The sequence below is a fragment of the Aliiglaciecola sp. 3_MG-2023 genome, assembly GCF_030548205.1.
In the GTDB taxonomy this organism is placed as follows: domain Bacteria; phylum Pseudomonadota; class Gammaproteobacteria; order Enterobacterales; family Alteromonadaceae; genus Aliiglaciecola.
The window spans coordinates 114,273-134,194 of the sequence record NZ_JAUORV010000006.1 but is presented as its reverse complement, the minus strand read 5'-3'; the positions used below and the strand labels follow the sequence as shown (position 1 = coordinate 134,194).

General features: G+C 39.5%; 17 protein-coding genes. 10 read left to right on the top strand and 7 right to left on the bottom strand.

From position 1 onward, the window contains the following. Positions 1–114: 114 nt before the first annotated feature. From Q4574_RS08595 to Q4574_RS08580, 4 genes are all read right to left on the bottom strand, one after another. Entirely contained in the window at positions 115–1,224 is a 1,110-nt protein-coding gene (locus Q4574_RS08595) for a putative zinc-binding metallopeptidase (protein ID WP_303473591.1), read from the bottom strand. A gap of 294 nt (positions 1,225–1,518) precedes the next feature. Continuing rightward, positions 1,519–1,974, bottom strand: coding sequence for a hypothetical protein (locus tag Q4574_RS08590; RefSeq protein ID WP_303473588.1), 456 nt, complete (start codon positions 1,972–1,974; stop codon positions 1,519–1,521). Between the two features lie 21 nt (positions 1,975–1,995). Next, a complete protein-coding gene (locus tag Q4574_RS08585) occupies positions 1,996–2,400 on the bottom strand; it encodes a hypothetical protein (protein ID WP_303473586.1) in 405 nt (134 codons plus the stop codon). Between the two features lie 353 nt (positions 2,401–2,753). Continuing rightward, positions 2,754–3,662, bottom strand: coding sequence for a LysR family transcriptional regulator (locus Q4574_RS08580; RefSeq protein WP_303473584.1), 909 nt, complete (start codon positions 3,660–3,662; stop codon positions 2,754–2,756). A gap of 125 nt (positions 3,663–3,787) precedes the next feature. Here Q4574_RS08580 and Q4574_RS08575 point away from each other — a divergent pair, with 125 nt between their 5' ends. The 7 genes from Q4574_RS08575 (at position 3,788) to kduD (ending at position 10,696) form a co-directional block, all read left to right on the top strand. Then, the gene (locus Q4574_RS08575; RefSeq protein ID WP_303473581.1) at positions 3,788–4,768 is read left to right on the top strand and encodes an LLM class oxidoreductase; all 981 of its coding nucleotides are present in this window, start codon (positions 3,788–3,790) and stop codon (positions 4,766–4,768) included. A 4-nt stretch (positions 4,769–4,772) separates the two neighbouring features. Further along, complete coding sequence (locus tag Q4574_RS08570) at positions 4,773–5,588, top strand: SDR family NAD(P)-dependent oxidoreductase (protein WP_303473579.1); 816 nt, start codon at positions 4,773–4,775, stop codon at positions 5,586–5,588. A 74-nt stretch (positions 5,589–5,662) separates the two neighbouring features. Continuing rightward, positions 5,663–6,649 (top strand): zinc-dependent alcohol dehydrogenase family protein, encoded by a 987-nt coding sequence (locus Q4574_RS08565; RefSeq protein ID WP_303473577.1) that lies wholly within the window; start codon positions 5,663–5,665, stop codon positions 6,647–6,649. Positions 6,650–6,738: 89 nt separating this feature from the next. Further along, positions 6,739–7,572 (top strand): DUF4437 domain-containing protein, encoded by an 834-nt coding sequence (locus Q4574_RS08560; RefSeq protein WP_303473574.1) that lies wholly within the window; start codon positions 6,739–6,741, stop codon positions 7,570–7,572. 412 nt (positions 7,573–7,984) lie between these two features. Then, positions 7,985–8,782 carry a DeoR/GlpR family DNA-binding transcription regulator gene (locus Q4574_RS08555; RefSeq protein ID WP_303473572.1) on the top strand — a complete coding sequence of 266 codons (798 nt, stop codon included), beginning with the start codon at positions 7,985–7,987 and terminating at the stop codon, positions 8,780–8,782. Positions 8,783–9,086: 304 nt separating this feature from the next. Further along, positions 9,087–9,917 carry a 5-dehydro-4-deoxy-D-glucuronate isomerase gene (gene kduI / locus Q4574_RS08550; RefSeq protein ID WP_303473570.1) on the top strand — a complete coding sequence of 277 codons (831 nt, stop codon included), beginning with the start codon at positions 9,087–9,089 and terminating at the stop codon, positions 9,915–9,917. A gap of 14 nt (positions 9,918–9,931) precedes the next feature. Then, the gene (kduD, locus tag Q4574_RS08545; protein ID WP_303473568.1) at positions 9,932–10,696 is read left to right on the top strand and encodes a 2-dehydro-3-deoxy-D-gluconate 5-dehydrogenase KduD; all 765 of its coding nucleotides are present in this window, start codon (positions 9,932–9,934) and stop codon (positions 10,694–10,696) included. A 244-nt stretch (positions 10,697–10,940) separates the two neighbouring features. On the opposite strand, the gene Q4574_RS08540 is transcribed toward kduD, so the two are convergent. From Q4574_RS08540 to Q4574_RS08530, 3 genes are read right to left on the bottom strand one after another with little or no spacing between them, the layout of a single operon-like run. Further along, complete coding sequence (locus tag Q4574_RS08540; RefSeq protein ID WP_303473566.1) at positions 10,941–12,233, bottom strand: TRAP transporter large permease; 1,293 nt, start codon at positions 12,231–12,233, stop codon at positions 10,941–10,943. 29 nt (positions 12,234–12,262) lie between these two features. Then, on the bottom strand, positions 12,263–12,760 hold the full coding sequence (locus Q4574_RS08535) for a TRAP transporter small permease (RefSeq protein ID WP_303473564.1): 498 nt from the start codon (positions 12,758–12,760) through the stop codon (positions 12,263–12,265). Then, entirely contained in the window at positions 12,757–13,761 is a 1,005-nt protein-coding gene (locus tag Q4574_RS08530) for a TRAP transporter substrate-binding protein (RefSeq protein WP_303473559.1), read from the bottom strand. Before Q4574_RS08530 ends, Q4574_RS08535 begins: the two co-directional genes overlap by 4 nt. A gap of 315 nt (positions 13,762–14,076) precedes the next feature. On the opposite strand from Q4574_RS08530, the gene Q4574_RS08525 reads away from it, so the two are divergent. The 3 genes from Q4574_RS08525 to Q4574_RS08515 all read left to right on the top strand — a co-directional run bounded on the left by Q4574_RS08525 (position 14,077) and on the right by Q4574_RS08515 (position 19,826). Beyond that, a complete protein-coding gene (locus Q4574_RS08525; protein ID WP_303473557.1) occupies positions 14,077–14,862 on the top strand; it encodes a DeoR/GlpR family DNA-binding transcription regulator in 786 nt (261 codons plus the stop codon). A gap of 151 nt (positions 14,863–15,013) precedes the next feature. Beyond that, positions 15,014–18,061, top strand: coding sequence for a TonB-dependent receptor (locus Q4574_RS08520; RefSeq protein WP_303473555.1), 3,048 nt, complete (start codon positions 15,014–15,016; stop codon positions 18,059–18,061). A gap of 367 nt (positions 18,062–18,428) precedes the next feature. Beyond that, positions 18,429–19,826: an FGGY-family carbohydrate kinase gene (locus tag Q4574_RS08515; RefSeq protein ID WP_303473553.1), complete on the top strand. Its 1,398-nt coding sequence runs from the start codon at positions 18,429–18,431 to the stop codon at positions 19,824–19,826. The last annotated feature ends 96 nt before the right edge of the window (positions 19,827–19,922 follow it).

Here is a 19,922-nt window from a genome sequence, read left to right as displayed (position 1 = left end):
GGCAAAGACCGAAGATATACGGGGTTAGAAGAAACAATGGTGATTTCAGTTGAATCACTGATTCATCATCAGTTTATCAAAAAGTGAAGGTACAGATACAAAAGCGCCCCGAGTTCAAGCGGCCCCTTCTGTTAATTTAAGCATATCAGTATCTAATACTACTTCATGAATGAATCGCAGTTTATCTAGGGCAGATATAGAAATAACAAAAGGATAAGCATCATCTAAGCCCATACTTCTATTCAGAGCATTCAATACCTTAGTCAATTGACACCAATCATTAAACAAGTGGGTGAACGAGGTTGAAGTATAAATTTGGTCGATGACGCTATCGGTATTCGGTATCGGGCTGGCTATTTTATTACCTGAAATCGAAAAATCGTAATCATTTGCAGTTTCAAGGGTATCTAGCATATGTAAATAGTGTGCCCAGGTTTCGGCCCAATCTTCCCAGGGGTGCATGCTGGCATAGGCACTTATCCAGACACTCTGCCAATTTTCGCTAGGGCCATTTTGATAGTAACTTTCCATAGATTGCACGTAATCTAATCGTTCGTCACCAAACAACCTGCGAAATTCATCTATTTTATCTGTGCCGGATATCAATCTATCCCAATAATAATGCCCTGATTCATGTCGAAAATGGCCAAGCAGTGTGCGATATCGCTCATTCATTTTCTCGCGCATATCCACGCGAGCCGAATCATCTGCTTCATTCAGATTAATGGTGATCAATCCATTTGCATGGCCTGTGGTCACAAAGCTTTTCACCGTCAATTCATTGCCAAATGAATCTTGAGTTTTGTCTCTTAAAAATGCAAAGCCTAATCCATTGGTTGGATCCTGCACACGATCAACAAGGGGTAAATTGAGTTTTAATAAGGTGTACAACAAACGCCTTTTTGACTGTTCCATTTTCGCCCATAAGGCTTTATTTTCAGGATCATTTAAATCAGGAATTGCCTCATTGAGTCGACAGGAAACGCAATAATCATGATCATCTTCGAGGGGAACCATCCAGTTGCAAACATTGTGCTCAGAATAATTTTTACACTGTTTATATAACTTACCATTGCTGGAGGCTTGCAAATTACCATACTGATTAGTGGTAAAAGCACTCAACCTGTTTTCTTGCGGAATAAAACCCAACATTAAACCACACGAAACGCATTGAACGTTCGCGAAATGTAATGTATTCCCACATTGGCATGTAAATGTTTTCAAAAATGCGTCCTGATACAACTTCAACCTAAAATGAAAAGTTCACTTTAGTACAATATCTAAAGCCGCATATTAGAACCCGCATTTCCCTCAATAGCAATCCTTCCAGCACAAAGTAGCGAAAACAGACCCAATAAGTAAGTTCAACGAGGAATTATAATTCACACATAATATTCAATAAAAGCATGACCTTAAATAAGCTAGAAAAAATATATCAGCTTCAGCAAAAGACACTCTCAATCTTAAGAGAGACGCTTCTTTGTTATTCAACACATTGAATCTTAAAAAGTTATTAAATTAATGCAATTGAGAAACTAACATATTGTCAAAATAACCATGATTTTCTTGTAAATTTGAATTTGCTTCTAGTAAAGCCGTTTCACAATGTCTAAAAAATGCCACTTTAGCAGAATAACCTTCGGCACAATTAATTGCTCTATTTAATTTTTGGCGAATTTTGCGTATAAAGATACCCGCTTTATCTGTTTGCCCTAATGCAGAATATGAATTGGCCAACATAATGGCAATAGCTGTCATTTTCGTCGTCAATTGCGGCGATTCCAACCGGCTATCGAAAATAATTTCAGTTGTCTCTAACGCGGTACCTAAAAATGGAATCACATTTTGGTATTGGCCTTTTTGAAACAGAAGTTCCGCATAATCTGTTAACTCGTTTACTTTTTGAAATGCTTCTTTGGGATGGTCTTCTACCCAATTTTGGTGACTCGGACAAACAAACTGAAAATTTGACATGCAAAAACCTCGCGATGTTGATTATTTACGTGGTGGATTATAAGAAAATATGTGAGGTACACAGGCTTTTAAATCGGTTGTATCTGCTCCCTGTGTATAAGCAATAAAATAATTATGAAGCAGACTAATTTGCGCCATTTTTCGTTGGTATTGACGCTTATCTAGTATCTCAAATAACAGCGGTTTCAGACGTTGAACCATGCGATAACAATATTTACGCCATGATGTGGATAGCAAGCTATCGCATACTACATGCAATAAGGTATCAAGGATCCGCAAGTGCGCAGTTTTAGTCTCTTTGATATTGCCCATTGCTTTAGCTCTTTCTAAACCCGCGTGTACATATCGATTTATGAGTTCCAGTTCGGCGTCTTTAGAAGGATTTTTAACCGCCATTTCCAAACACGAAAAAGTATAACAATACATGCCAACAAACCTAATTGATAATCATTATCATTTAGATTAGACAATTACACTACTAAGGTCAACGCTAAATTCAAAATTATTTGCTTAGTTTTAATTCTTGTTTCAAAGCATTTGAAAAGTATGATTTTTTATTCACAACGAGGCGTATTTGGAAATGTGATTAAGCTGACAAAGCACGATGACATAATATTAAGAATGGGTAGTCTTTGCCGTTAAAGGTTTAACAACAACTTCCCTACTCACTTATGCTTTTAGTTTGTCTTTTGTTATTCAGCAAATGCACTAGATTAAAAAGGATTTAGAACACCCAATAGCATTCAAATTTGACTGAATAGACCCTATTGAAGCCAGGTTTAAGTTTCCCAAATTGGCGGACTGGCAATTTTTTCAATTAGAAAGTCAATGAATACCCTAACTTTAGAAGTCAGAACGTTGGATTTTGGATAGACAAGCCAAATAGCAGCATGATCATCAATTTGGTAGTCTGGCAGTACCTTTACTAAGCTACCTTGCTTTAATTCAGCATGAATATTCCAGATGGAACTCATACAAATTCCTCCACCAGCAATGGCTGCTATTCGCATACTAGCGCCATCGTCGCACACGACACGAGATAGACTCTTTGCAGGAGGAAACGAGTATTCCTGTTTACCAGTTAAAGATATTAACCTTCTTGGTTTGGAATTCATAAAGATCAACAATTGATGATGATTCAAATCGTCGGGGCTGTGGGGTATACCGTTTCTTTCTAGATAATCCGGTGACGCGCATAATACTCGGGTATCTTTTGCCAGCCTTCTGCCAATTAAACTGCTGTCTTCTACTGCATAATTACGTAGCGCTAAATCAAAACCACCATCAATTAGATTCACCTGGGTATCCGAGAGTTTTAGCTCAACATTTACATCTGGATAGCATTGTAAAAACTCAGGCAGTATTGGCACGATATAACGCTGAGCAAAGGTACTGGAAGATGCGAATCTGAGCGTACCGCTTACATTAGAATTACCCCGACCTAGGGCCGCATAAGCGGCATCCTCTTGTGCTATTATTTCTCTTGCGAATGGAAGAAACTCAGCCCCTTCTATGGATAAACTGACCTTACGGGTTGATCGGTGAAATAAATCTGCCTTTAATTGAATTTCAAGTTTAGATAGTCGTGCACTAGCAACAGACGGTGCTAGCCCTAACTTGCGACCTGCAGCACTGATATTGAGCATATCTGCTGCCAAAACGAAGAGTCGAACGCCACTTGTGTCCACTTATTATATCCAAAAACAGAATTCTGATTACTTATAATAGCCATTTATACATCATATCAAAACCAATACCATAAGTTCATCAAATTATTCAGGATCGTTCTGAACCTCTACTTTAAGGAGTCACCTTGTTAGTTCAAGCTAAATACAATGAAACTGCTTTTCCTAGCATTAACCGAGGCTTCAATAGTGTATTCAAACTAGGCAAGCTATCTATCGGCCTGGTGGTTCCCATTGAGAATTACGCAACAAATTCTGTACCGTCAATGCATGCTCATGTGGAACGGGTTCAATTAGCTGAAAAATTAGGATTCTCAGCGGTGTGGTTGCGAGATGTACCCTTTAACGTCCCATCTTTTGGTGATGCCGGGCAGTTACTCGATCCCTTTGTATATCTTGGCTTACTGGCTGGACAAACGTCAGACATAGCCCTTGGCGTTGCCAGTTTGATTTTACCCCTTAGGCATCCCGCACATGTTGCAAAGGCAGCGGCTTCTGTTGACCAACTCTCTGGAGGACGGCTGATTTTAGGGATCGCCAGTGGTGATCGTCCAGAAGAATATCCGGCCATGAATGTGTCATATCATGACCGTGGAAAACTATTTCGAGAAAGTTATGAATATATTCGTCGTCTGGCAGGTTCTAATCCAAAATTTGATAATACTTTTGGAAAAGCGGCAGGAAATATCGACATGCTGCCTAAACCTCAAAATCGTCGTTTACCTTTGCTGATAACTGGCTCATCCCAGCAATCTCCAAGTTGGTTAGCAGAACATGGTGACGGGTGGATTACCTACCCTAGAGCACAACAACTGCAGCAGCAATTTATTCAGCAACTAAGGGACAATAGTCAAAACCAAAGTAGCGCCCCCCGTCCAGTCATGGAGCCTCTTTATATTGATTTAGACAAAAACCCTGACAGTTTACCCCAACCAATTCACCTGGGTTATAAGCTAGGCATTAATCAACTGTGTAAATACCTCAAAGCTAGAGAAGAGATTGGCGTCAATCACATAGCCTTAAACCTGCGCTTTAACAAGCGAAATACCGAAGAAACCCTAGCGGAAATAGCAGACGTTGTGCTTCGGGCATTCAAGCAAAAGGACTAGATAAATGAAAAAAACAATTTTACTTACAGGTGCAACCGACGGTATTGGTTTGCAAACCGCTAAAGTGTTTGCTACTCAAGGTCATACCTTATTGCTACACGGTCGCAATGGCGCAAAACTCGCGCAGACTAAAGAAACGCTTTTAAAACTTAACCCAAACACGTCTATCGAGTTGTTCAAATCAGACTTGGCAAATTTATCGGATGTGGAAAAAATGGTATCTGATATACAACAAAAGGTCAGTGCTATTGATGTATTGATAAACAACGCTGGTGTTTTCAAAGTACCTAATCCAATAACAGACGAAGGCTACGATATTCGTTTTATGGTAAATACCCTCGCCCCTTATTTATTAACTCGGAAAATATTACCACTGTTCAATGCTAGTGGCCGGGTTATCAACCTTTCTTCCGCCGCTCAAGCCCCCGTCAATCTGAAAGCCATACAGGGCGAACAGTCTCTATCAGATAGCGATGCATATGCGCAAAGTAAACTAGCGCTAACAATGTGGACATTCCAATTAGCGAAAGAAAACAGCAGCAACGCTCCGGTTTTTATTGCTATCAACCCTGCGTCTTTTCTGGGCAGCAAAATGGTTAAAGAAGCTTATGGTTCAAAGGGAAAAGACTTGCAAATTGGCGCGGACATTTTAGTACGAGCTGCATTGAGTGACGAGTTTGCCTCTGCCACAGGCAAATATTTTGATAACGATATTGGCAATTGGTCACAACCCCATCCCGATGCACTTGATCTCGCCAAAAATACAGCTTTGCTTTCCGCCATGGAAGATGTGCTGGCTCGACTCGGCGTCAAAGCCTAGTCGCAATAAAGTAGCAGAATACACTCATCTCTTTATTTTAAATTAAACAGTAAATCTACTAAGGGTAACAAAACATGAAAGCAATGATCGTAAACAACTTTGGCGATTCTGATGTATTTGAATCAATGGAACTCCCTAAACCAGCACTAAAGCCGGGGCATGTGCGAGTTAAAATTGAGGCGACCAGCGTCAATACCGTAGACACAATGATCCGTCAGATGGGACCAGAGTTACCTCTTTCACCCGCTGCACCTGCATTATTAGGGATGGATTTTGCTGGGGTTATTGAAGAGGTTGGCGAAAACGTAAGCGAATACAATATTGGCGATGAAGTCTATGGTTGCGCCGGCGGGCTAGCCGATCTTCCAGGGACACTAGCCGAGTATATTGTCGCAGACGCCAATCTAATTGGACTCAAACCGAAAAATCTGAACATGCGAGAAGCAGCAGCGTTACCGCTAGTCGCGATTACCGCTTATGAAGGTTTACAACGAGCAGGAATAAAAGCAGGTCAAAATGTATTGGTTCACGGCGGTTCTGGTGGTGTAGGCCACGTCGCCATTCAGCTTGCACGCCATTTTGGCGCTAATGTATTTTCAACAGGTGGCGGCAATGTGCAGCTGGAAATGATTCAACAACTCGGTGCGACACCCATAAACTATGTCACAGAATCAGTTGAAGACTACGTGCAAAAACACACCAATGGTGCCGGTTTCGACCTTGTATTTGACTCAGTCGGTGGCGCAAATATGGCTAAATCTTTTGAAGCTGCAGCACTCAATGGCCAAGTTGCATCAACTGTCTCCATGGTTGAACTTGATTTAACCACTGCTCACTTCAAAGGACTGTCTTTACACGTGGTATTCATGTTAATTCCCATGTTACATGATTTCCATCGTGAAAAGCATGGCGCTATTTTGAAAGCCTTAACAAGCATAGTTGAAGCCGGTGATCTAAAGCCCGTACTCGACGATTCAGTTTTCTTTTTGGCAGATGTAGGCAAAGCACACAAGCGTTTAGAAAGTGGCAAAGCAATGGGTAAAGTGGTTATCAATATTTAATTTATTATTGCAAAAATCAACAGTCACCTAATTCGCGATTTAATGTAACAAACGTAATTAAAATAGAAATACATTTAAAGGTACATACGATGAACATGTCTATACGACGCGCAGCGCTAATCATAAGCCTCGTTATTTTCAGCTCCACAAGCATGGCACAGAGCCCAAAAAATCAATCGAAAGTGATTGATGCTGCAGAGATTAAATGGGGTTATTTGAACCCATTACGCGGCGATAAGAGTCCTGGAGCAGCGGATTTATGGGGAGACAGAACGAAAAATGTCGCTACCGGTATGTTGGTAAAATTCAACAAAGGATTTTCTTCACCGCCGCATATTCACAACATCTCCTATCGGGGAATTGTGATCCAAGGTTTAATGCACAATGATGACCCCAACGCAGACCACATGTGGCTACCCAAAACCTCATTCTGGACACAACCGGCAGGAGAAAACCACATTACCGCGGCCAATGGAGAATCAAATTTAATCTATTTGGAAATTGACAGTGGTCCATACTTAGTTAAATCAGTTGACGAGCAATATGACAATGGCGAGAGACCCATTAATGTGCACTCTTCTAATTTAGTGTGGTTAACACAAAGAGAAACAAATTTAATTGACGGCGATAACGTACAGCTTGCAAACCTTTGGAAAAGCCACAAATCGGAGCAACTTAGCGGAAGCCTAATAAAACTTCCTGCGAACTTTAGCGGAAAAATCAGCAGTAAAACCACTGAGTTCAAGGCAGTTGTCATCCAGGGTAACGTTAATTATGATTCCATAGAGATGCGCCAATCCAAGGATCTACAGGCTGGTTCAATGTTCAATTCATCTGGCAATTTCAGCCACAATATAGCCACCACAAATGAAAGCATTCTCTATGTGCGCTCAAAAGGAACATTTAAGATCGTTGCAAATTAACACACCTAGAGTCATTAACTTATATGATGCAACAGCCTGAACTAGCTAGCATAGGCTAGTACAGGCTGGATTTAACATAGCTAGAAAACATAAGGATACAAAAACCTAAGAAACGTTGAACTAACTGCATTACTGAAATAAACCAACACTCAAACTTGCCAGAAACCTTTATCATTCTCTCCCGACAAACCTGTGCTGGAAATAGGTAAATACTCGGTTAATTTGCCCCACAATCTGCAAATTCAGAAGGCATTAATGCCATCATTTTGAACAATACTCCTAGTAAACCTTATAACTTAATTTCACCTCATTTATAATATCGATAATTAATTAAAATAAATAATTTTCACATTATGTCTTTAATTGTCAAATTAGGTTAGGATATGAAGATAATGTAAAAAGGATTAATTAAATGCTTGAAAAACAAAGACATCATTTGCTTCTAGAGTTACTAGCCGAAATGGGTTATGCATCTGTTCCTGTTTTATCAAATAAATTGAAAGCGTCAGAAGCGACTATTCGTCGTGATATTACTAAACTTTCAAAAAGAAAAGCGTTAACTAAAATTAGAGGCGGAGCCCAATCAAATAATGTTTCGTCTCAAATTCACGAACGCAGACATCTTAAAGGCTCTGTGTTTCTGGCCGATACTGAGCAAAATAAGGATATTAAAGCGTTAATAGCTGAGAAAGCCGTATCCTTATGTGAAGAAGGTGAATCAATCATTATTAATGGTGGAAGTAGCACTTTTATGATGAAAGACGCCCTTGCTAGTAGACACTTAAACATCCTAACCAATTCGTTTGCCCTAGCTCAGGAGTTAGCCGATAACTCTGACAATCAAGTAACCCTTCCTGGCGGTGAGTTATATAGAAAACAGAGTATCATTTTAAGCTCATTTGAAAACGATGGCATCTCTAATTACCACGGTAGTAAAATGTTTATGGGCACACCTGCGATAGGTGAGTTTGGCTTGATGGAAACAGATCCAATGCTGGTACTGTCAGAGCAAAAGTTATTAAAACAGGCAGATCAACTGATTGTTTTAGCGGATAGCTCGAAAATTGGTAAACGTAGCTCTTTGATTTTATGTTCTCTTGATAAAGTTAATATTCTAATAACTGACAACAAGGTCGAACCCCGATTTTTAGAATTATTTGAAAAACATAAGATCCAAGTAATTACCGTTGCTGTTCCTGACAGTGAATAGCCAACATGCTGTGTAGAATAGTAAATTAGGTGTTAAATAACAGCACTTTTATCGACTAATTACTAATTTAACTTCCCTCAATACCAAGTACTCAAATTTGTACTATTTAAGTACTCTACTCTCTCACCCTTAAATGATATACTTTGCTTTATATTAATCACATATGACTGTATATTATCAATATTGACCCAAAAAATCCGTGTATTTGGAATAGTAATGTTGATTAGCCAATATTGATTATTCTAAATAAGAGAGCACGTATTTTCGCGATGTTTATAACGTAAAATTTTACGAGGAGTTGAGAGTGGACTTAAGAGTTTCAGCAGACAATATTAGATACAAACGCATGACTAGCAGCGAACTAAGAAGTAGTTTTTTAGTCGATAATTTATTTACAGAAGATGAAGTGCCTATGACTTACTCAGACATAGACAGAGGCGTTGTCGCATCAGCTGTACCAGTCAACAAAGCGCTTGAGCTACCGGTGCATAAAGAGCTGGCCTGCAGCTATTTCACCCAACGCAGAGAGGTTGGCGTGTTAAACATTGGTGGAAAAGGGAAAGTAACCATCAACCAAAAAGAGTATCCGTTAGCATTTGAAGATAGTTTGTATATTGGCAGAGGAAACGAAGATATTACCTTCGAGAGCGAAGATAGCAATAACCCTGCAAAGTTTTATATTGTCAGTTACCCTGCACACAAAGAATACCCTACAAAACTTATCACCAAATCCATGGCTAAGAAAATAGATATGGGTTCGATGGAAACATCAAACAAACGCACAATTTACCAAGCTATCAGTCCAGACAATCTTGATACGTGTCAGATAGTGATGGGTTTTACAAGCCTTGAACCTGGTAGTGTGTGGAACACAATGGCCCCACATACTCACAGACGAAGAAGTGAATATTATATGTATTACACCCTAAGCCCTGAAAATATTGTTTTTCACTTTATGGGCGAAGCAGATAATGTTCGTCCCTTAGTGATGCGAAATCAACAAGTCGCATTGTCTCCAAGCTGGTCAATTCATAGTGGTTGTGGAACAAATGCATATACATTTTGTTGGGCAATGGGAGGTGAAAACCAAGAATTTACAGATATGGATCACCTTACTGTAGATGAAATTTTTTAATTGGAGTGAGTTTTATGAGTAATATGTTTGATCTTAGCGGCAAAGTTGCATTAGTTACTGGCGCAAGTCGAGGATTAGGACGCGCTATTGCCCTTGGCTTAGCACAAGCCGGTGCAGATATCATTGCGGTAGCGTCGAAAAAAGAAAATGTAGCAGAAACAGTCGCAGAAATAGAAAAGCTTGGTACCAGCAACGTTGTTGCTTTGGGATGCGAGCAAGATAAACCCGAGCAAGTTAAGCAACTTGTAGATGATGCTATCGCAGCTTTTGGTAAAGTCGATATATTAGTTAATAATGCAGGTACTATCAGAAGAGCCCCAGCTGAAGACTTTTCAGATGAAGATTGGGACTTGGTAATGGAAGCAAATATAAACGGTGTGTTTAGACTCTCTAGAGGTATAGGCAAACACATGTTGGCAAATGGTAGTGGAAAAATCATTAATATTGCATCTTTACTCAGTTTTTCCGGTGGCATTACGGTTCCAGCATATAGCGCATCTAAAGGCGCGGTAATGCAACTAACAAAAGCCCTCGCGAATGAATGGGCCGCAAAAGGACTTAACGTAAATGCCATAGCCCCTGGCTATTTTGCAACAGACAATACCTCAGCTTTAAGAGCCGACAAAGAGCGCAATGATTCAATATCAGCTAGGATCCCTGCAGGTCGATGGGGACAGCCTGAAGATTTAGCAGGAGCGGCAATATTTTTAGCGTCGTCTGCATCGGATTATGTCAATGGTCATACACTATTAGTCGATGGCGGTTGGATGGCTAGGTAATTGATCCTCTGCTAATTAATCTCAAGCTTTGTATGTTTGTTACCGCAACAAACATACAAAGCGCTATATCCTTCTCTATCTGTTGCAACTCCCCGCCCCATAAACCTAATTATCTAACGCTATGACTTTACGGCTGTACTCATGTAGTTATGGGTTGAAAAACTGAACTAATGCACTTTGAGATGCAATTAATTCAGTTTCTGTTACCCATCAATGTTCACATCAACCCTTGATTGTTCTAGATTTAGATTAGGCCAAGGAGTTTTGGTAAGAATTCACTAATGGAAGGGAAGATAGTCACCAGCACAAGCGCTGCAATCATCGCCAAATAAAGAGGAATAATAGGCTTTATTATTTCGGTAATGTTTACTTTGGCGATACTACAACCGATAAATAAAACACTTCCCACCGGCGGTGAACATAATCCAATTGATAAGTTTAAAATCATCATAATGCCAAAATGCAATGGTGAAATTCCGAGGTTTTCAACAACTGGCAGTAAAATAGGAGTGAATATTAATACCGCTGGAGTCATGTCCATAAAAGTACCAATAACCAGAAGAATTAAGTTGATGATCAACAAAACGATTAAGGGATTATCTGACAAAGTTAACAATAGTTGGCTTATATCTTGAGGAATGGATTCATAGGTCATTAACCAAGACATTGCCGACGATGAACCAATTAGAAGCATAACAATTGAAGTGGTAATTACCGACTTAATCAAAATAGGATATAAATCACTTATCTTTAATTCTCGATAAATAACCACAGACAAAATCAACGAATATAAAACCGCGACCACACCAGCTTCAGTTGGCGTAAATATCCCCCCAATAATTCCACCAATAATCACAAAAACAAGAAACAAACTAGGCAATGCGCCTATAAAAGATGGCCAAAAAGGATCAATAGCTTCTTTTTCTAATGGCTTAATCTTGTTGCGTTTAACATAGAGTGCACACGCCAGCATAAGCAATAAGGCAACGAGTATACCGGGCAAATAACCGGCGATAAATAAAGCAGCAATTGAGACTCCACCACTGGCTAACGAGTATATAATTAATATATTACTTGGTGGAATTAACATACCTGTGGTGGCCGCAGTAACAGTGACAGCGGCACTAAATGGGCGGTTATACCCTTCCTTTTCCATTGCCGGGATCATAAAACCTCCTACGGCTGAGGTAGCGGCTACAGAAGATCCCGAAATAGAACCAAACAAGGCACATGAAATAACGTTTACGTAAGCAAGTCCACCAGGCAACCTACCTACTAAGGTTTTAGCAAAATTAACTAATCTAGCAGCAATCCCCCCCTGTCCCATCAAATAGCCAGACAAGATAAAATAAGGAATTGCAAGCAACGCAAAACTATCAATCCCAACTGCCAAACGCTGAGCTATGGTAGTGATGGCAGGCAAGGTATCGATGGTAAAGAGCATAGTGACAAGGGTCGCAAAAATAATCGCGAGGGCAATCGGTAGATTGATAATAAGTAGAATCGTAAATACTAAGAATAAGATTAAGCTAATCACTTTGGTTTTCCCTGAGAACGATCAAATTGTTACTTCGCATCATCAACTTTGCTATCAGATGGTGCAAAAATAAAAGAGATACTATAAATAAGAAATATCAGCCCACTGAGAGGGATTGCGACGTAAACATAGGCCATTGGCATGTTCAATACTGGCGATTGCTGACCTAACACCCAAGTCAACCAAACCAAGTGACTTCCACCACAAATTAGTATCACAACGGAGAATATAGCCACCAAAGAACAGTTAAAGCGGAAAACTCTTAACGCATTCTTTGCAGATAACTTGCGAACCAGAATATCGAGCCCTAAATGTGCGTGCAATTTATAGGCATAGGCCGCACCCAATAAACTAAGCCAAATAAGTAAAAACCTAGCAACCTCCTCGGTGAAAGAACTCGGTTTTGGCAGTATAAAACGAGTAATCACCTGCCATGCGACATCAACAACCAATATCACCATAATGAAAGCTAGTAATCTGCTAAGGACATAATCAAGCTTCTCAAGCATTAATTTCACTTGCCTCATGGCAGTTCCCCTATCAACTTGATTTCATCTACTAAAGTGATTATTTCTTCATCTTTCAAGTTGTCGTAGATCGGCTTAACACTTTCTTGAAATGGCTTTTTATCAGCAACAATAATTTCTACCCCAGCTTCTTTTACCGCTTTCAACGATTGTTCCGTAGATTCCTTCCATAAAACCCGTTGATAATCCGTTGCTTCACTCATTGCTTGGGTCAACCAATCCTGTTGTTGACTATTTAAGTTATTCCAAATGTGAGTACCAATAATAATTACATCTGGTATGGAGGTATGTTCATCCAATAAATAGTATTTACTGACTTCGAAATGTTTTGAAAAGTAAAAGCTAGGCGGATTATTCTCTGCACCATCCACAACCCCTTGTTGAAGCGCAGTGTATAATTCACCGAAGCTGACAGGAGTTGCTGAACCACCAATGGTATTAACCATATCTACAGCAGATTGACTATTCATAACTCTAATTTTCATGCCGTTCAAATCATCTGGCGTTTTTATTAAATTATCAGAAGAATAAAAACTTCTGCTACCTGCATCGAAATAGCCTAAACCTTTTATGCGAAATGCTGTCCCTTCATTTAACAAACGTTTACCCACTTCACCGTTTAACGTATCCCAATAATGTTTATTGTTATTAAACAAATACGGTAAGCTAAAAACCTTCATTTTAGGCACAAATGCTTCCAGAGGGCTGGCCGACACTTTTGTCATGCCCAAACTACCAATTTGAACCAGTTCAAGAATTTCACGCTCTGTACCTAATTGGCCAGAAGGAAAAATTTTCAATTTCATTTGTCCCGAAGATAATTCCTGTAATCGTTTATCCATGTGCAAAAGCGCTAGATGAACTGGATGGTTAACATCTAATGTATGAGCAAGAGGAATGGTAGTTGTAGAATCGTAGAGTTTTGAACAAGACGATAACAGCATCACCACAAGCAATAACAAACTGAAACGCTTGTAATTAATTGCTCTTATTCTAGGCATGTAACTCCCCTTCAAAAAGAAAAAATCAAACCTTATTGTTCACAATTAGATAATCACCTTGCTGCAAATCAATAAACCATTTTCAATCAAATTGTTGTCAAAATGATAATAAATGGTAGTTTAATGTGAATTTTAACGATTGTAAATGACTTGTTACTCCAATTTATGATAATAATTGACTATAATTGATTTTTACTTGGCGATTTTCTTAGTCTTACTGAGAACTTCAATTGGAAAATGGGACAAGTAAAAGTAGAGAATAATCTGTAAAGCTATTAATAGGCCGATGTTGGGATACGATGAGGTATAAGACAGATGTTAGAAAAACACAGACAAGAATTAATAAAAGAGGTTTTAGCCAAAAAGCAATTTGCGAGTGTTAAAAGCCTTACGCAACAATTACAGGTATCAGAGGCAACAATAAGAAGAGACATAAATAAATTATCAGAGACGGGGGTAGTAAAAAAGATTCAAGGCGGAGCTGAATCTATCGAGCGCCCATTGAATAAAAAAATACTGGATATCCCGAGCTTTTCTGAATCTAAAGACAGTAAAAATTCGGTAAAAAAACAGATAGCCAAAAAAGCGGCGCAATTGTGTAAAAATGGGGACTCATTAATCATAAATGGAAGCCACTCCACTTATTTAATGGCCGAATACTTGACCGATTTAAACCTCAATATAATGACCAACTCATTAGTCTTAGCCAACTATTTAAATGCAAATAGCGAAAACCGTATTTCTCTACCCAGTGGAGAAGTCTATAGAGAACAAGGAATATTGTTAAGTTCATACGAAAACGATGGTTCTGAATATTACCATGGGAGCATGATGTTTATGGGGGTATCAGGCATTGGCAAGTATGGCTTAATGGAATCAGATCCCTTGTTAATTAGATCGGAACAAAAATTAAAAAAGCGCACTGACAAGCTTATTGTACTGGCCGACAGCAGTAAAATTGGCAAACGCTGTAAATACATTTTATGCCCTCTAACAGAAGTCGATATATTGATAACCGACTCTGCTATTACCAACGAATTAATTCGCTTTTTTGAATCCTTTGAAGTCGAAGTATTGATTGCCGATACGCCAAGCACCTAATAATAAATGACATATTTTGCGCATTCCCCCTACCAAAAACAAACAAAGACGACCTAATATGATCTAATTGTACCTATATTGTTTGTTAATTGTTAATTTTGTGTTTATATTTATTATTCAACACAAAAGTTCAAGGGAAAACGGAGCGACAATGGTAGCAAATACACACAACAAAAAATTAGTCATTGCAGTTGCTGTAGCATCAGCATTATATGGAACATCAATGGCATCGATTGCACAAACAGTTGACACAGAATCAGACAACATGGAGACCGAAGTAATTGAAGTCAAAGGTATCCGAAGTGCATTAGCCAGTGCACTGTATGAAAAGAGAAATGCTGCAAACTTAAAAGAAGTCATCCAAGCGGATGACATAGGTAAACTGCCAGACAATAATCTAGCAGAAGTACTCGAAAATATCACAGGTGTTCAAATTGATAGAACAAACGGCGTAGGAACGGGCGTACAAATTCGCGGTACCAATGCAAACAGAGTAGAAATTAATGGAGTATCAACAGTTACATCAGGCAGCGGACGAACAGGTATTAGTTTCGATGACTTACCAGCAGCCCTAATAGCCTCATTGGAGGTCACCAAAGCGTCTACCGCGAAAACCGTAGAAGGCTCTGTAGGTGGTACAATCAATTTACGTACTTTGCGCGGTAATAGCCTCAAAAAACGTCTAATGCAATTTAGAATTCAAGCTGAAAATAGTGATTTAGCGGACAGCACAGTCCCGAGGTTTTCTGGTACATTTGGCGACAATTGGCAGACTGACTTTGGTAAGGTTGGTATTGTTGTAACCGGCAGCTATGCGGAACAAGATGTTGCTTCTGCAAACCCCAGATTTGATCGCGATAGAGTGGTTTTACCTGATTCTGGATTAGCTAGTGCAGAAACATTTCCATTTTTAAGAACACAGTTTTTAGACCAACCATTGAATGCGGCTGATTATGAAACTAAAAACTTAACAGCCTCTTTCGAGCTTGAGAAGTCATCTAATTTAAAATTCTATTTTGATGCCACCTTAAATGATCAGGAACGTGCCCAGAAGAATTCGCGGGTGTTCTTTTCTGGCACTGGCGGTAATCCAGTTATCAATGCCACCACCAATACAGGCTTCGAAAGTATCGATTTAGGTAGCGTTGATGGTCGCTATGGTTCTTTAGATTTGGGGGTTGTAGAGGTTGTTACTAGTGGTATTTTGGGGGTAGGTTCTGAGTTAGTAGGCGGTAGTGAGCGAATCGATCCTAATTTGCGTACAGGAAACCAAAACTCTACCCGACTTACAGAAAGTAGCGTATTTGCTTTAGGCAGTGAATGGACCGGTGATCGGTATACACTCGTTGCTGAATTATCCTATTCTGACTCAGAGACAAATAGTCCTTCTTTAAACTCTCAGCTCGACTTCATTAATCCTAATAGCACTCAGCCAGGACCGGATACCTTCAACGACAATGGCACACCAGCAATATTTAATATTGCGAATAATACCTTTGAATTTGGTATTGCACAGGGCTTGCCCGAGTCACCAACCAGTGCCCAATTACTTGATCCTAGTAATTACGCAATAAGAAGTATCGGACAAGGGTTAGGTGGACGCAAAGGTAGTGAAGCCGCTGCTCGACTCGATTTTACTTACGATGTATCAGACATGAATTCTTTTTTTTATGACGTTGATTTAGGGGTGCGGTGGAATAAAACATCAAATTCAAACAATAGTATATCGTCGAGTAACAGCTTTGGTAACTGGAACCGCCCTACTGCTGATTTATTTGCAGATATCGTGGTTCCTGGCGCAAATAACTTTAATGACGCTGATGGTCGAACTTTGTTCATACCAGATTATTTAATAATCGATAACAATGTTTCGTTTGAAAATCCACAGCTCGTGCTCGATACAATTAACCAGGCAATTACTGCTAATAATGCGATTTATGGAGAGGAGGTAAACCCTCAACTCGCCACTCCACAGACACAAATTTCGTCTTTTTTCGATATAGAGGAAACCACAACAGCTCTATATGCTCAAGGAAACTACAATCTTGAATTGGGGGATACAATATTAAGAGGTAATGTTGGCCTGCGTTATATTACAACCGATATTGAATCACTCGGAACAAGTGAAATTAACGGTGTAGTCACACCGAGTACTGAATCATCAAGCTATAACTTCTTACTTCCAAGAATCAACTTAGCGGCAGAATTAACTGAGCAACTCGTTGTTAGAGCGGGTATAGGAAAAGATATACGTCGACCAGACTTTGATTCTCTATCTACCTCTACTACTTTTGGCACAAGTGCTTCAGGGATCGTAAATGTAGGTAACCCAGCACTTGAGCCGGAGCAGATTTGGTCATACGACTTGTCTATGGAATACTATTTTACAAATTCAAGTTTTGTCAGTATTGGCGCTTTTCACAAAGAGCGTAAAAATCTGATTGCAAGTATTCAAGACCAACCCGCTGAGCCGATAGGAGAAACGGGACAAATTGAGCGTGACGTCACTGCGCCCTGTGAAGGAGGCGGTATTTTCAATCCAAATGTACCTGCAGAAAATTATAACGTTTTCTCCAGCCGAACGGACACTACTGGTATTTGTGTAATTAAACGCAGTCAAATTAATGCCAGTGGCACAGAGACGCAATCTGGAATTGAAATTGCTGGTCAATTCGATTTGAGCGAATATGAAGACGAGTTAGGTTGGGCTTCGGGCTTTGGTATTATTGCCAATTATACGTACCAAAAATCAGGGGAAGCCCTTGATGAATTCCGCGATGCGACCAATCCTATTAATCAATTATTAGGTAGAACAGATACTGACAACAGCACAGCAACCTTAGCCGACGACGTTGTTACAGAACGTATTACCTTAGATAACTTATCTGAAAATGCATATAACATTACCGCATTTTACGACAAATACGGTTTAAACGTCCGTATGCGATACACCTGGAGAGATTCTTTTACACAATCAGAAAACGTAATGAGATTTAACCTCCCACCGGTAATAGGTGCTCGTGGACAACTGAATATGAGTGTCAATTATGATATCAATGAAATGATTTCTGTCGGCGTAGAAGGCGTGAATTTAACTCGTGAGGATCGCACAAAATGGTGTTTCAATGAAGGTACGTTACTCTGTGAACAAAGCTTGACCGATCGCCGTATCACCCTTGGTATGACAGTTAAACTCTAAGTATACACATTTACTAAAAGTCAATTCAGCAAAAGGCTTAATTACGATTAAGCCTTTTTAGTATGGGCGTGAATCGACGCTATATGAAAATTTAAGGTTGTTATTTTAGTTTAGCGAGTTAGCGATGTATATAACATACAACACTACTTACACGCATATTTGTTCAGGCTCACATCCAAATCGACTTAGCTTCCCCACACCTCAATCAGCATATCCAATCAAATAATTGCAAAACAAGTCACTTAAAGGTAAAGTATTTAACAATCAATTAATAAATTGCTCATTAAGTATTACATAATGTTTAAAAAGTAAAAAATAAATACAAAGACGGTTATGTATTACAAGCAAACAAAAATGGAAAATTGAAATGTATCACAGTCTAATTCTCGACATTGGGAAGACCAACGTTAAATTGCACCTCTTAGATGAAAACCGCAAATCGGTATTTAGTGAATCCAGAGCGAATAGCATATTGACAAAAGGCGCTTATCCACATGCAGATGTTGATGGTATTTTTGGTTGGATGGTGTCCGTTTGTCAACGCCTGACCTCTCAATTCGAAATTACAGCCTTTTCAGTCACGACTCATGGAGCAACTGCTGCACTTATTGACAGGAATAGCGAAGCGTCTTCTAATGGTTTGGTCTTACCTGTACTAGATTACGAATATTCCGGCATTGGTGGTGGAGAATATGATGACTTAAGACCGGACTTTTCAGAAAGTCTCTCACCAAAACTCCCCGCAGGTTTAAACCTTGGTAGACAATTATTTTGGTTGCAAAAAAGATATCCAGACGCATTTGCCAAATGCACTGATATTTTAATGTATCCACAATACTGGGTTTGGAGATTAACCGGACAACGCTGTACTGAAGTAACGTCTTTAGGCTGTCACACTGATCTTTGGGCGCCATTGCAAAATGATTACTCAAGTATGGTTAAAAACAGCAATTGGCTTCCGTTGTTTCCCAAGATTGTGCCGGCTTGGCAAAATCTTGGTGCAATTAGTCCTGCCATCGCTAAATTAACTGGCCTAAGCACGTCATGTGAGGTTTTTGCAGGGATCCATGATAGTAACGCTAGCTTCTTACGATACAAAATTCGACAAAATAATAAACCATTCACAGTGATATCGACTGGTACATGGACGGTACTGATGAGTTCAGGAACCTCTACATCTTGCTTATCAGCTAAACGGGATATGCTTGGCAATGTGGATGCTATGTCATCTCCTGTCCCATGTGCTCGCTTTATGGGTGGTCGAGAATTTGAAAAAATTTGTGCAATGTTGGGTGGCGCTTTTGGGGATCCGGTTGAATCTTCTGTATTACAAGAGTTAATTGATAAGGAAGTAATGGCTATTCCTGACTTTAGTGGGGGAAGCGGTCCTTTCGGAGGACATACACCGGCCTTTATTGGTGAAATTGAACCAAAACAAGGAACTGAAACGGCAACCCTGTATTGTGCACTGATGATCGATTTTCAATTAGATTTATTACAATCACAAAGTGACATATATATCGAAGGGGCTTTCTTGCAAAACCCCCTACTGTGCTCAATCATTGCACAGTTGCGTCCAAATCAACCTGTCTGGCTTTCAGCAGATAACACGGGAACAGTACAAGGGTGTGCTTCATTAATTGATTGGCAAAAAATATCCAGCGGCGAACCTTTAAAGATAGATCTGAAACCAGCGGTTCCCACTCGATTATCAAATATACATCGTTACAGAGATGTTTGGCGGGAGCGAGTTCAAACTAGTTAATGAAACCAGTCTGATTATAATATTAGTTGCCGAAAACGTTTAGACAACAAAAGAAAAGGGTATAAATTTATTTATACCCTTTTCTAATTGCCCCCT